We start from the raw sequence: 13,438 nt of genomic DNA on the forward strand, positions 1-13,438 counted from the left end.
GACCGATCGCTGGTCGTGGCGTCACGACAGGAAACACCGGGATGAACTTCAGCGCGTTTTCACGTTCTCGGGATGAGAATCTCCGGCAGCCGCAAGCAACGCGTGAGCCCCATGAGCCGTCGCAGGCCTCTCACGAAAAGCGCCCGCCCGGCGCAGCTCGCGGGCTCGGCTTTCGCGAGAGATGCCTCGGAGCGCTCCTCAAGAGAATTTCACGCAGCCGACTGGAATAGATCCTGGTAGGAGTCGCACGTTGCGGCAGGGATCAGGAGCATCGATGAGCGCCAAGGGGAGTCCACACCATCACGACCGGCGAGCGGGTGATTTGCATGACGCCCGGCGAGCAAGGGAGAGCTGGGAGCAACAGAAGCTGCGGGAGCTCGGCCTCGACGACGTCGAAGGAGATTCGTCGATGTTCTGCCTCCATTGCCGTCGTGAGATGCTGGAGCGGCTCGCGCGAGCCCAGACGCGCGGCTCCGTGCTCTTCGACGTGGTCAGGCGCCACGGCCTGAGCCCGCTCCCTCCTCGCGGCGCCGAGGCCGAGGGCGTCGTCGATCCCGCCCCGGAGCTCGTCGAGGACCCCGCGGCCCGCCTCCGGCGCGGGCGCCGCGCCGTGCGGCTCGTCCTGCTTGTGGTCGTCGCCCTCGGCGCGTTGACGCTCTGGGCGGCGCTCGCGGCTGTCAGGCCTTGAGGGCGAGCGCCGCGTGCGCTGGCGCGAGAGCGCTCAGCCGACCCGGCGGAACAGCCCCGAGATGAACCGCGAAGGCGGCGGGACCTGCCGCGGCCGCCACGCCGACGCGGCCACGATGGACACCCCGTTGCGCATGAGCAGCAGCGCCGGCTCGTCCGCCCGGACGTCGAAGCCCTGGCTCAGGCGGAGCCCTCCGCGGACGAGCGCCTCGTGCGGCGAGACGCGCAGCGGCTCGAAGCCGTTCATGCGGAGGCGGCGCTGCCAGGCGCCCCGGCGCTCGTGCCGCTCGACCCGCGCTGCGCCCTCCCCGACCACCACGTTCATCACCTCCTGCCCGAAGAAGACCTGCTCGATGGTCTCGCGCGCGGCGATGTGCGGCGGCAGCAGCGCCTCGAGCGCCTGGAATACCGCGTAGTAATGGCCGATCGCCTCGGACAGCCGCGGGAGGAACTGGAGCGCGTTGTGCTCCACGTCCGGCTCGACGAGCGTCAGCACGCGCGGCGACAGCGCGCGGATCCTCGTGAGGATCATGTCGCGGTTCGCCGTGGGGTGCACCGACGCGTCCGGCACGTGGTGCAACGCGAAGGCCGCATTCACGGCGATGGGCGCCGAAGAGCGGGACGCGATCCGGGCCCAGTCGACGCGCTCCACCGACGAGGCGACGCCGTGGAACTCGAAGGGGACGTTCAGCCGCTCCGCCCACCCCCCGATGAACGCGCCCGCCCAGCGCAGCCGCTGCTCGGGATCCGGGCCCCGGCACGGCAGATCGATCCCGGTCAGGCGGACCCGCGGTGGGCCGCCGGGCCGCGACGCCAGCCGATGTAGCAGGAACGGCCACTGCGTGCCTCCACCGACGCCGATGTCGATGACATGGACCTCCTCTTCGCCCTGGAACGCCTCGACGATGGCCGCGTTCGCGCCGAGATAGCCGAAGCGGATGAGCGGCGTCGCGTGCACGAGGAGCTGAAACGCCGCGAGCATGTCCCGCGGACCGGCGCTGCGCAGGTACAGGTTGCCATCGCCGGAGCGATCTCCGTCCAGACGGGCGAGCAGCGCCCGGCCGAACACACCCGAGATGCGCTCCGAGGCATCCCCCGTATCGGGCTCCGCCCGCAGGATGCCCTCCACGAGCGCCCTCGCGCGCTCGCAATCCCCCGCGTCGATCGCCTCGCCCGCCGCGAGGAGGCGGCTCAGGAACGGCCGGCGCCTCGAGTGCGTCTGCCGGGTCCCGGAGCCCGGCTGATGCCCCACCCCGGTTCCCGAGGCGGCGCCGCTCGTGGGCTCCTCGGTGCGCGCTCCAAGGCCTACAGGCGCCTCTTCGGACGATGCGTGTCTACGGGTCGCGGTCATGGTGTCCAGGGCTGTTCAACCAGGGGGCCCGCCGTCCTGGCTGGGCTCTCCGCGATCCGCCGATTTCAAGCGCGAACGCATGACGTCGACCGCCTCGCGGGAGCCGGGGGGTTTCAATGTTCGCTGACGTCGTTGCGGGAGAGCCCGACTGCGAGCAGGGGAAACAGCGGAAGCAGGGGAACGGACGCTCGGCTCCAGGGCATGCGCGGCGCCCGCCCATGACACGATCGAAGCGGAGCTCACACGCGGGCTCGACAGACAACTCTCTGTACTTGTAGATCGATGAAGCCGCCCGCCCGGTCAAGCCCAAGATGGTCATGACACGCGGCGCTCCTTCCGCGCGTCGCTCACGCCGCCCGGGCCGCCTGGCGGCAGACGTAGGCTCTCGTGGGCGTCAAACGAGGCAGCCACGCGCGCCCGAGGTGCATGTCCCCCGTGCCGCGCGATGCGCGCGCAGACTCCAGCACAAGGGCCGCGCGACGCGCGCGCCAGCTCGGACACGCGGATCGATCGCGAGGCGCAGCACACCGGGCACATCACCGCTGTTCTCCTGGTGGCGCGTCGCGATCGCGCTTCGCACGCTTCGACCTGGCGCGCCGCGCGCGCCGGATTCGTTGACATCACCGTGCTCGTGACAGCACCTCGCCAGAGACGGTGCTTGCACAGCATATTACATCCTGCATGACGGGGACTGTAAAGGCCCTGTGCACGGACGACCGGTCGATAGAGCCTGCGCTGCGTGGCCCGATGAAGGCAATCCTGCCACGACCGGGCTCGTCATCGCCGAGGGAGCGCACACCGCGGAGGACGTCAAAACCCTGGAGGGGCTCGGCGCTCGCTGGAGGCAATGTGGCGCTGGCTGGAGGCGATGTGTGGAACGGCCGTCCTGTCGAGCTCAACCGCCCACGCCGGGCGTGGCTCCGTCATTGAACCGCAGCGAGGGCGCAGTCGCTCTCCACGACGAACCGCCCCCATTGACCCGCTTTCGTGTCCGTGCATACGTCGGCGGGCGCGACGGACTCATTCGTTGTCGCGCAGATCGCCTCCTTCGGCGAAATGCGAGCGATCGACGCCATTCTTCTCCAGCCAGCGCCGGATTCGATTCCTGTGCACGCCGAGCCTGCTGGCGGCGCGAGACACATTGCCTCGCTCGAGGCGAAGCGCCTCGGCGATCTCATCCTGAGGCGGCGCCTGGCTCGCGCGCGCCGGCGCCGGTCGAGGATCGCTCGATGTCTGCCGTGCGTGCGAATCGACCGCCTCCGGGCCCAGCCCGACGCCGGCGAGCGGGTCCAGGTCCTTGGCCTCGACCGTGTGGCGCCCTTCGTCGAGCGCGCGCGTCACCGCGCGCCGCGCCTCGCCGACGAACTCGCGCAGATTCCCCGGCCAGCGGCGCATCGCGCACGCGATGATCAGCGAATGATGAATCGTCGGCGGCGCGCTGCTTCCGACCGCGCCGACCGCCTTCGCGCATTGCGCGAGCAGCCACGGGATCTCCTCGATCCGCTCGCGGAGCGGCGGGAGCCGGACCTCGGGCCGGCCGATGCGGTAGTAGAGATCGTCCCGGAAGCGGCCCTGGGCGACGCGGGCGCGCAGATCGTGCGTCGCCGCGCAGATCCTGATCTGCACCGGATGGGGCGCGACGGCGCCGAGCTCGAGCACCTGCCGCGTGTCGATCGTGCGCAGCAGCTTCGCCTGGACCGCCGCGTCGAGCTCCGCCACCTCGTCGAGGAAGAGCGTGCCCCCGTGCGCGGCCTGCACGTAGCCCTCGGTGTCGTGCGTCGCGCCGGAGTAGGCGCCGCGGCGAGCGCCGAAGAGCAGCCGCTCCGCGAGCCCCTCCGGGATGGCCGCGCAGTTGACGGCCACGAACGGGCCGCGCGCCTGCGGCCCCGCCTCGTGGTAGGCGCGGGCCGCGAGCTCCTTGCCCGTGCCGCTCTCGCCCGTCACGAGGAGGCTGTCCCCCGCGGCCGCCGCGCGCACGATGGTGTCGTAGGTCTGCTGGAGCCTGGGCCCGAGGACGCTCTCCTTCTCGATGCGCACGCCCCCCCGCGCGAAGCACCGGATGTCCGGGAGCGCGAGGAACACCGACGTCCCCGCGCCGACGATCTGGATCGCCTCCCGCCGCACCTCGCCGCGGATCGGCTCGCCGTTGACCGTGGTCCCGTTGGTGCTGCCGAGGTCCTCCACGGTCCAGCCCGCCCCGTCGAAGGCGATGCGCGCGTGGCGCCGCGACATCAGCGAGTCGTCCGTGAGCGGCACGCCGGCCACCCCTCCGCGCCCCAGCACCACGGCGCCGCCGTCCAGCGGGATCGGCGCGCATCGCGGCTGATTCCCCGAGAAGATCAGGACGATGCCGGGAACGGGCTCGGCGACCGAGGGCTCGGGGGGAACCGAGACGCGGACAGTGGAGTGATCCATCAGGAGCTATCTTACCCGCTGAAGAACCTGGCCGGCCAGTGGCCGGCCACCACCGCGGCGCTTCGAGGTCCCCCGGGCAGAAGTCCCGGCAAATCCAGCTCGCCCCGATCGCCAGGTTCGGCACAAGTTGTGCTTGTTTTCTCGGTATGGTGGCCTCTGCACGAGCTCGCATCCATCGGGACCGGGGGTCCGCCCTCGAGGTGAACATGGGTTCCGGCCGCAACATCGACGAGGCTGGTCGCCGCTCCCCCCGGCGCCTGCACACATCGCGCACCCTGCCGAGCTTCCCCACCCACCCCGGGCTCCAGAGCATCACGGGCCTGCGCGGCGCGCTCGAGTTCCTGGAGTGGCCGGCCTCCGAGTGGACCATCAAGGATCTCCAGGACTGGTTCGCCGACCACCTCGTCGCCCCGGGCCTGATGAAGCGCCCCCAGATCGTGCGCGAGCCCGGCGCGACGCCCGTCATGCTCGACCCGCGCGCCGACGGCGGCAGCAACCTCGAGGAGCTCATCCACAAGGCGCGCGGCCGCGTCATCACGGCCCTGCGCGGGCTCATCGCGCCCGTCGCCGACGATCGGTTCCTGAACGCGGCGATCTACGGGGGAAGGGTCCGCCGGGCCGCGGTCGGCGGCCGTCCCGTCTGGGTCGCCTCGCCCCGCGAGATCGACTTTCTCGGTGACATTGTGCTCAGCTTGCTCGCTGCAGACATCCTGCTCGATCGCGAGTTCTATCGCGCACACCTCTGCATCTGTGAGGTGTGCGGGAGGGTGTCATTCAAGGACAGCCCGGACGCGCGCGGCGTGTGCAGCGAGCACCGGAGCCACGTGTCCGGGTTCACGCCGCGCGTGCGTTGAGCGTTTGCGGCGGACCTGCGATGCTGATGACGTCGAAGGCCGGCTGAAGAGCCGGCCTTCCGTCATTTCCATCAATACATATCCGGTACGCCCCGAGCGACCGTGAAGCGGAGCGGACGGCGCGGGCTCACTCGGCGTCGAACGAGACCCAGGCGCCCGTCGCCCAGGTGTCATCGACCTTGAAGGCGCCGATATAGCTCGCCTCCGCGTCAAAGAAGCCGTCGTCGGGCGGGGGCGCCGCGTTCTCGGTGAGCGTGGCCGCCGGGCGGAAGTCCGGCGTGGCCGCGAAGCAGTCGGCGAGCTGCGGATCCTCGACGCTGTTTGTCGCCTCGTCCTCGAACCACGCGACCTCGTCCACGCCGCCGTCGTCGTCGTCGTCGAGCGTCGACTCCGTCGACTTGTCCGCGTCGCTCTCCTCGTAAGCGATGTTCGCCTCGACGTTGCCGGAGAAGATCGAGCTGGCGAGCTCCACCTCGGTCGATGCGTTCCTGAGATCCAGGCCCGCCTCGAAGCCGGTCACGATCGTGTTGAAGATATGGGCCTTGGTCCCGCGGCGGAGCAGCATGCCGTACTGCTGCTTGTCGACGTCCTTGTTCTTGCCGCACAGGGTCACGTTGTAGATCGTCGGCTCGCTGATGGGGGTGTTCTCGGACCCCTCCGCGTCGTTGTCGCCCTCGAAGCCGTTCGTCTCGTCGGCGACCGAGGCGTCCTGCTGGAGGGCGAGGAACTGGAGCTTGCCGACATAGCCGAGGTCCCAGTCGAAGCCGTCGTCGCCGTTCTGCGCGCAGAGGAGGTGCTTCGCGTTGACGGTGCCGCCGAAGAACTCGAAGCAGTCGTCGAGCGTGTGGTGCACCATCACGTGGTCGACCGTCGTCCCGGAGCCCACGCCGGCGAACGTGAGGCCGTTCACCTCGTTGTCCTGGGAGAGCAGGATCCCGCTGAACTCGATGCGGACGTACTCGAGCACACCGCTGTTGTCGTCCTCCACATCACCGCCGTACTCGACGCCGACGATTCCCTCGACCTCCGCCCTGCCGCCGGGAACGTTGATGGGGGCATTGCCGAGCAGCATGACGCCGCCCCAGTCGCCCGCGGAGCGCTCGCCCTTCGGGCTCTGGCTCGTGAACACGATGGGCTCGTCGGCGGTGCCCCTGGCGTTGATCATGGCGCCTGGCTTCACGACGAGCGTCGCGAGCGTCTCCTTGTCGCCCATGATGGTCGTGCCAGGCTCGATGGTGAGGGTGGCGCCTTCCTCGACGAAGATGGTGCCCTTCATCAGGTAGCAGGCATCAGCGCTCCACGTCGTGTCCGCCTCGATCGCCTCCGTGACCTCCACCGGGGCGGCGCAGTCAGGGCCGTTGCCGCCCCCGCCATTGCCGCCGCCACCGCCGTCGCCGCCGCCGCCGCTGGTCGCCGACGACGTGCCGACCGGGCGCGGCCCGCCCTCGTCATCACCGCAAGCGGCAACCATCGCGACGGCGAGCGCCGACGCGCAAACCAAGGCAGCTCTCGATATCCTCATGGTCTTCTTACCTCGATGACGAAGGTAGTCCGCACTGGCAACATCGTGAACATCGCCACGTGACGATTCGGTGGCACGCGCTCAATAGGTCAGCGCCGCGCTCAGCGTCACCGTCGTACCAACGTGGTATTTGAGCGCAACGTTGTCTTCTGTGCTCTCTTTACCCTGCGTGACGAGGACGGGAGCGTCGATGAGGTTCTCACCGGCCAACTTCAGCTCGACGTGCTCGCCGAGGCGCTGCGCGACCGTGAGATCGATCTGGTGACGCGGCTGCTCGTACTCGTCCGGCATGTTCTTCCCCACCGTCCTGAGCCTGGCGCCGAACACGTTGTAGAGGAGCCGGGCGCTCGTGCCGGTCGACTCGCCGCTGTAGTCGAGCCCCAGGTTGACGACGAAGGGGGATTGCCCCTGGAGCGGGTGCGTCGCGGTGCTCTGGATCGTGACGCCTCCCTCCTCCGGCTCGGGGTTGATCTTGACCTCCGAGGTCGCGAGCGTGACATTGCCGAGCACGGTGACCTCCCGCAGGAACGGGTCGATGAAGCCCAGGCTCTTTCTGATCTCGAGCTCGACGCCCGCGACATAGCCGCTGTCCCCGTTCGTCCAGCTCAGCCTCCCTTTGCCGCTGCTCGGCTTGATGATCTCCTCGATCGGTTGCTCGAAGCGCTTGTAAAAGACGCTGGCCGCCATCACCTCGCCGGCCGTCGGAAAGAGCTCGAACCGGAGATCGCCGTTCACGATGCTCGTCCGCGCGAGCTCTGGATTGCCTTCCACCTCCCGCGCGCTGTAACCCGGCTGGGACAGCGCCGGGCTGAGCTCGATGAGCTGGGGTCGAGCGAGCGTCCTGGTCGCGCTGAACCTCAGGTTCGACTTCGCGCTCGTCTTGACCACGAGGCTGGCCGCGGGCAAGAGATCGACGTCGTCGTTGTCGACGTTCTTCTCGGGAGCATCCGGGACATCCATCGACAGCACGGAGGCCTCGACCCGCGCGCCGAGGATCGCCCGGAGCCACCGCGTGATGTGGGTGTCGGTCATCACGTAACCCGCGTAGAGATCGGTGCGGGTCGTGTAGTCGTCCGTGTTGCGCGTCGTCTCCTCGAGCTCGAAAATGGTGCCGATGCTCTCGTCCGAGAAGAGCCGGCCCGGCTCCTGTCGCAGCACGGTCGAGTCGTCGAGCCGGAGCGTCTTGAGCCGGAAGCGGCGCGCGTCGAAATCACGCTGTCGGAAATTCACCAGGCCGCCCAGCTTCAGGCGGGTCGGGGCGTCTCCACGGACGAGCGGCAGCGCGTAAGAGAGCTGCCCGCCATGGTTCGTGTCCGACAGGCCGAGGAAGACGTGCGAGCCGCTCAGCGTGCCGTCGTCCCACGACCAGGCGCCGCTCGTGTCGTCCCTGGTATAGACGTTCTCCCGCGCGTCGGGCTCGTCCGACGTCGCGCGGGAGACGGACGCCTTCCAGTCGAGCGTGCCGCCCCCGAGGGCCGCGATGCGGTGCTCCCCCGAGAGATGGCCCAGGGTGAGCGCCCGCGAGACGAAGCGCTGCAGCGTGTCGCGGTACACCGCCCCGCTCTCCTCGCCGACCTCCCTCGACTGGAGGGCCACGTCGTCCGATGAGCGGCTGTGGAGGCCGGTGAGCATCACCTTGTGATCCCGACCGGGCGTGTAGGTGACGCTGGCGAAGGTCCCCCAGGACACCTGGTCGCGGATGCTGTCCGTCGTGGACTCGTTGACCTGCCTCAGGCCGCTCTCGCGCGCGGCATCGAACGCGAACATCCGGCCGACCTCGTCGGCGCGCGGGGTGAACTTCCGGCCATAGCTCAGCGTGGCGAGGTAGCCGAGGCGCTGCTCGCCGCGGAGCTCCAGGGTGTCGCCGACGACGACGCTGCCGCTGCCGTTCGGCGGGGTGAACGACCGGCGCGTCGCCATCGACGAGTTGATCGCCCTCCCGTAGGCCGCGATGTCGTCCCTCGTGATCAGCGTGCCGTCCGGCCGGCGGATCCCGCGGGCCACCTTGTGCTCGGGGAGCTCTCCGGGCAACGCCCGCGTGCCGTCGTCGATCCCGAGCCAGTCCGTGCTCGATCCGTCGTAGGTCAGGCGATCGCGAAACGTGCTCTGCGTGTTCGCCGCGAGCGACACCGACGCCTGGAAGAGGAAGCTCGTCGGGAGCTCTCGCGTGTTGATCTGGACCGAGCCGCCGGCGAAATCGCCGGGGATGTCCGGCGTGAACGTCTTGACGACGGTGATGTCGCTGAGGACCAGCGAGGGAAACAGGTCGAGCGGGACGGCCTGCCGGTCGGGCTCGGGGCTCGGCAGCGGGGCGCCGTTCAGGAGCGCGTTCGTGTAGCGATCGCCGAGGCCGCGCACGTAGACGTATCTGCCGTCGACGACCGTCGCGCCGACGATGCGCTTCGCGGCCTCGGCGGCGTTGCGGTCGGGGGTCTTCGCGATCTCCTTGGCGCCGACAGCGTCGCCGACGTGGGGCGCGTTCTTCCGGAGGAGGAGCTGCGCGGCGACGCTCGCGCGCTCCGGCTCGAACTCGACCTCGACGACCTCCTCCGCCTGCTGGTCGGGGTCCAGGCCGACGTCGACCTGAAGCACCTGCCCGGCGGCCACCCGCACGTCCTGAACGCGCTGGGGCCTGTAGGCCTCGTACCAGATCCGAAGCTGGTAGTTGCCCGGGGGGAGCTCGAGGCGATAGCGCCCGTCGAGATCCGCGATGGCCTTGAGCTTGGTCCCGACGACCGACACCTGCGCGTCGAGGACAGGCTCCTTCGACGCCGAGTCCGTGACGACGCCCCACACGACGCCTTTCCCGGCGGGAGGCGGGCGCGACGGGCTCGGCTCATCGGCCCCCGCGAGCGCCTCCGCGGCGGCGGCGTCGGCCTGCGCCCCGGCCCCCTCCGGCGGCGGCGCGGCGGCCCCGGGGTCGCCCTGGGCGAGGGCCGCGGCCCCCCAGCAAAGCGGTGTCACGAGCGCTGCGACTGCCCCCGAGAACCTTCTGCGAATCATGCACCTGTCCCTTCACGCGACCCGAGCTCGGGCGCGCAGATCGATCCCTGGGCGCACCGGCGCCCGTCCACGAGGCATGCGGAGAGCCAGCTCTCCGCACGCCGTTTGCTGTTCACCGCGCCGCGAGCGCGCCCCTTCGCGAGGGCCCGCGCGCGAGCCCCGAGCCGACGCCGCGCCCGGGCCGCGCGCCGCCCGCGCTCAGCGGCCGGCGCTCTCCGTCAGGACGGCGATCGTCTTCGCCCCGCCCATGCGCGCGGCGTCCATGGCCTCCACGGCGACCGCGTAGACGGCCTCGTCGTCCGCGTCGAAATAGAGCACGTCGTCCGAGCGCGCGGCGAAGATGCGGGCGAGCCGCTCCTTCAGCTCGCCGCGCTGCACCTCGGCCTGGTTGATGCGAAGGACGCCGCGCTCATCCACCGTGAGCACGACGGGCTTGTCGGCGTCGTCCGGCGGCGGCGTGAGCTTCGCCGTGTCGTCCTTCTTCGGCAGGTTCAGCCAGAGCTGCTTCGCGAGCAGCGGCGTCACGACCATGAAGATGATGAGGAGCACGAGCACCACGTCGACGAGCGGCGTGACGTTCATGCTCGGCGCGACGCCGCGCCGCTTGCCTCCGCCCTGCGGAACGCTCATCCCCACGGCGCTATCCCTCCTCCGGCTCCGGGGAGGCCCCGCCGCCCCGCTGGCTCACCTGCAGCGATATCCCGGCGAAGCCGACCTCCTGACAGAGCGCGAAGGCCTCCCGCACAAGGCCGTACTTCACGGAGGAGTCGCCCTTGATGACCACCCGTCGCTCCGGCTCCGCCGCGCGGATGGCCCGCAGCCGATCGCCGAGCGACCGGAGGTCGGCGACGGCCTCCTTCTCGAGGAACACGGTGCCCACGCCGGTGATCGTCACGTAGATCGGGTCGAGCTTCGATTTCGACCTCGAGTCCGGCCGGAACACCGACGGGAGCTCGACCCGCTCGCCGTGCTCGAGCTGGGGCGCGATCACCATGAAGATGATGAGGAGCACGAGCACCACGTCGACGAGCGGCGTGACGTTGATCTCCGGCTCAGGCGGCGGCTGCCGACCCGAGCGATCGCTCTCCGCTCGAACGCCCATGCTCGTTCTCCATCTCGTCGATGAGCTCCCCCGCGCTGCGCTCGAGCGCGAGCTCGACCGCGGCGATGCGGGTGGTCAGGTAGTTGAAGCAAAGCACCGCCGGGATGGCGACCCCGAGGCCGAGGGCGGTGACGATGAGCGCCTCGGCGATACCGCCGCTCACGGCGCCGAGGCCGCCCGAGCCGGTCGAGGCGATCGTCTGGAAGGCGGTGATGATGCCGATGACCGTCCCGAGCAGCCCGACGAACGGGGCCACCGAGCCGACCGTGGCGAGGACCGAGAGGCCGCGGCGCAGATCGGCGGAGATCGCCTCGCGGCGCCGCGACGCCTCGCGGCGCGCGAGCTCCACCGGGGGCACGCCGCCGTCGCCGGCGTCGACGGCGCGCTGGAAGCGGCGCACCGCCGACGCGACGAGCCGGGCGAGCGCGGACCTGTCGTAGCGATCGGCGATCGACACGAGGCGCGCGGTGTCCCACGCCTCCATCACCGGCCGCGCCTCCGTCGCGAAGCGCCGCGTCTCCGACGCCTGACGCGCGAGCGCGATGAGCCGCTCCACCACGACGGCGACGCTCGCCAGCGCCATGAGCACGAGGGCGAACGCGACGAGCTTGCTGAGGAGCCCCATCGTCGCCCAGATGTGCCCGAGATCGAACTGCACCATGGTTCCACTCCTTCGTTGCTCCCGCGAGAGGCCTTGTTCACGGCCTCGCGCTCGACATCATCTCTTCGCCTTGAAGGGAATCCTGACCGTCTTGAAGGTCGACACGGGCCTCCCCTCGTGGATCGCCGGCCTGTAACGCCACGTCTTCACCGTCCCGAGGACCGCGTCGTTGAAGAGCGGATGGCCGCGAACGATGGTGACGTTCGTGACCTCGCCCGTCTCGGTGACGACGAACCGGACGACCACGGTGGCCTCGATCCCCGCGCTCCGCGCCGCCTCGGGGATGGGAGGGAGCGCGTTGGAGAGCGCGACCGGCGGCGTCGCGTTCTCGGGGAGGTGGATGGGCCCCTTCGGCTGCGGCGGCGGGGGAGGAGGAGGCGGCGGGGGCGCGGGGGTCGCCTCGACGGCCGTCCCGGCGCCGCCGGGGACGCCGCCGGGCACGCCGCCTGGCGCGCCGCCCGGCTCGCCGTAGGTCTCGTCCTCGCTCGCCTTGGCCTCGCCCGGGTCGGCCTCGGGCGGGGCCTCGGTGGGCACCGCGGTCGGCGCGACGAGCGCCGGGCGCCGGGGCGCCGCCGCCGCGGGGCGAGGCGCCGGGGCCTCGGCCGCCGGCGGCGGGGGCGCCGGCGCGGGGGGCGGCGCCTCGGGGATCCGGGCGGCGAGCTTGACGTCGACGACCTCCTCCTCGGGCGGAGGAGGCTGGATCGCGCCGCTCAGGCGGGCGGCGGTGAGCGCGATGCCCGCGAACAGCAGGAGCCCGGCCGCGTACCCGATCGCGAGCCGCTTCGCTCGGTCAGGGTCGGCCTCCCCCGCATTCCACGTCTCAAGGTGCATCGAAGCTCCCGGCGCCTCCTGGCGCGAATACCGGAGCTCCGCCTCACCTCATGAGAGGACAGCGGAGCTGCACCGGCGTGGCCCATCTCGTGTGAGCCAATGTCCGCACGGTACACTGATCTCCGTTGCGGAAGGATGACGGGGAGGCAACGATTGTCGTGGTTCTCCCGGTACCGCGATCAGGCGCTGCGGCTCTCGGGCGCCTCGGGCGACGCAGCGAATCGATATCCGATGCCGCGGACGGTCTGGATGTAATCGCCGGCGCGACGCAGCTTGTCGCGCAGCCGCTTGACGTGGGTGTCCACGGTCCTCGTCGTGATGCTGACGTCGATCCCCCACACGCCGTCGAGGAGCGCTGTGCGCGTCTGGACGCGCTCGCGCGCCTCGTAGAGCGCGACGAGGAGCTTGAACTCGAGGAGCGTCAGCTCGACCTCCTCGCGATCGACCCACACGCGATGCGCGCCCTCGTCGATGCGCAGGCAGCCGAACTCGATGCTCCGCTCCCCTGCGCCGGAGGACGTGGCGCGTCGGAGCACGGCCTGCACCCGCAGCACGAGCTCCCGGACGCTGAACGGTTTGACCACGTAATCGACGGCGCCGAGCTCGAAGCCGACGATGCGATCGACCTCGTCGCCGCGCGCCGAGACGATCATCACGGGGATCTGCTGCGTGCCCTCGTGCTGCTGGAGCGCGCGGCACACCTCGGTCCCGGAGATGTCGGGCAACATCAGGTCGAGCAGGACGAGGTCGGGGCGCTGGTCCATCGCCAGCCGGACCCCCTCACCGCCCTGCCCCGCGAGGAGCACCTCATGCCCGGCCTGCCTGAGGTTGTAGTCGAGTGCCTTCTGGAGCGCCGGCTCGTCTTCGATAACCAAAATCCGCGCCATGCTGAAGAGCGCGTGTACCCGAGCGATGTGACGGGTCGATGACCGAACGGCAACAGCGCCGTGCGGCCGAGCTCATCGACGAGACTCGCCGCCGCTCCGCGCGATTCCGGGGAGGGCTCCCGCAA

The 13,438-nt window shown here is 70.5% G+C and carries 11 protein-coding genes; 2 read left to right on the forward strand and 9 right to left on the reverse strand.

What is annotated here, in order from left to right; genetic code table 11:
• The first annotated feature begins 409 nt into the window (after positions 1-409).
• Complete coding sequence (locus WMF24_RS27225) at positions 410-688, forward strand: hypothetical protein (protein WP_437730311.1); 279 nt, start codon at positions 410-412, stop codon at positions 686-688.
• A 33-nt stretch (positions 689-721) separates the two neighbouring features.
• Here the strand turns inward: WMF24_RS27225 and WMF24_RS27230 are convergent, their stop codons facing one another.
• Complete coding sequence (locus WMF24_RS27230; RefSeq protein WP_437730312.1) at positions 722-1,939, reverse strand: GRAS family protein; 1,218 nt, start codon at positions 1,937-1,939, stop codon at positions 722-724.
• A gap of 1,119 nt (positions 1,940-3,058) precedes the next feature.
• Positions 3,059-4,453 (reverse strand): sigma 54-interacting transcriptional regulator, encoded by a 1,395-nt coding sequence (locus WMF24_RS27235; RefSeq protein ID WP_437730313.1) that lies wholly within the window; start codon positions 4,451-4,453, stop codon positions 3,059-3,061.
• 206 nt (positions 4,454-4,659) lie between these two features.
• Here WMF24_RS27235 and WMF24_RS27240 point away from each other — a divergent pair, with 206 nt between their 5' ends.
• Complete coding sequence (locus tag WMF24_RS27240; RefSeq protein WP_437730314.1) at positions 4,660-5,307, forward strand: hypothetical protein; 648 nt, start codon at positions 4,660-4,662, stop codon at positions 5,305-5,307.
• A 127-nt stretch (positions 5,308-5,434) separates the two neighbouring features.
• Here the strand turns inward: WMF24_RS27240 and WMF24_RS27245 are convergent, their stop codons facing one another.
• The 7 genes from WMF24_RS27245 to WMF24_RS27275 all read right to left on the reverse strand — a co-directional run bounded on the left by WMF24_RS27245 (position 5,435) and on the right by WMF24_RS27275 (position 13,313).
• On the reverse strand, positions 5,435-6,829 hold the full coding sequence (locus WMF24_RS27245; protein ID WP_437730315.1) for a T9SS C-terminal target domain-containing protein: 1,395 nt from the start codon (positions 6,827-6,829) through the stop codon (positions 5,435-5,437).
• 81 nt (positions 6,830-6,910) lie between these two features.
• Positions 6,911-9,832, reverse strand: coding sequence for a TonB-dependent receptor domain-containing protein (locus WMF24_RS27250; protein WP_437730316.1), 2,922 nt, complete (start codon positions 9,830-9,832; stop codon positions 6,911-6,913).
• Between the two features lie 198 nt (positions 9,833-10,030).
• Positions 10,031-10,462, reverse strand: coding sequence for an ExbD/TolR family protein (locus tag WMF24_RS27255; RefSeq protein ID WP_437738861.1), 432 nt, complete (start codon positions 10,460-10,462; stop codon positions 10,031-10,033).
• 10 nt (positions 10,463-10,472) lie between these two features.
• On the reverse strand, positions 10,473-10,934 hold the full coding sequence (locus WMF24_RS27260) for an ExbD/TolR family protein (protein WP_437730317.1): 462 nt from the start codon (positions 10,932-10,934) through the stop codon (positions 10,473-10,475).
• Positions 10,885-11,595 carry a MotA/TolQ/ExbB proton channel family protein gene (locus WMF24_RS27265; protein ID WP_437730318.1) on the reverse strand — a complete coding sequence of 237 codons (711 nt, stop codon included), beginning with the start codon at positions 11,593-11,595 and terminating at the stop codon, positions 10,885-10,887. The genes WMF24_RS27260 and WMF24_RS27265 overlap by 50 nt, the downstream gene beginning before the upstream one ends.
• A gap of 57 nt (positions 11,596-11,652) precedes the next feature.
• Entirely contained in the window at positions 11,653-12,426 is a 774-nt protein-coding gene (locus WMF24_RS27270; RefSeq protein WP_437730319.1) for an energy transducer TonB, read from the reverse strand.
• A gap of 179 nt (positions 12,427-12,605) precedes the next feature.
• Complete coding sequence (locus tag WMF24_RS27275) at positions 12,606-13,313, reverse strand: response regulator (RefSeq protein ID WP_437730320.1); 708 nt, start codon at positions 13,311-13,313, stop codon at positions 12,606-12,608.
• Positions 13,314-13,438: the final 125 nt, after the last annotated feature.

The sequence above is a fragment of the Sorangium sp. So ce1335 genome, from assembly GCF_051521615.1.
Classification (GTDB): Bacteria; Myxococcota_A; Polyangia; order Polyangiales; family Polyangiaceae; genus Sorangium.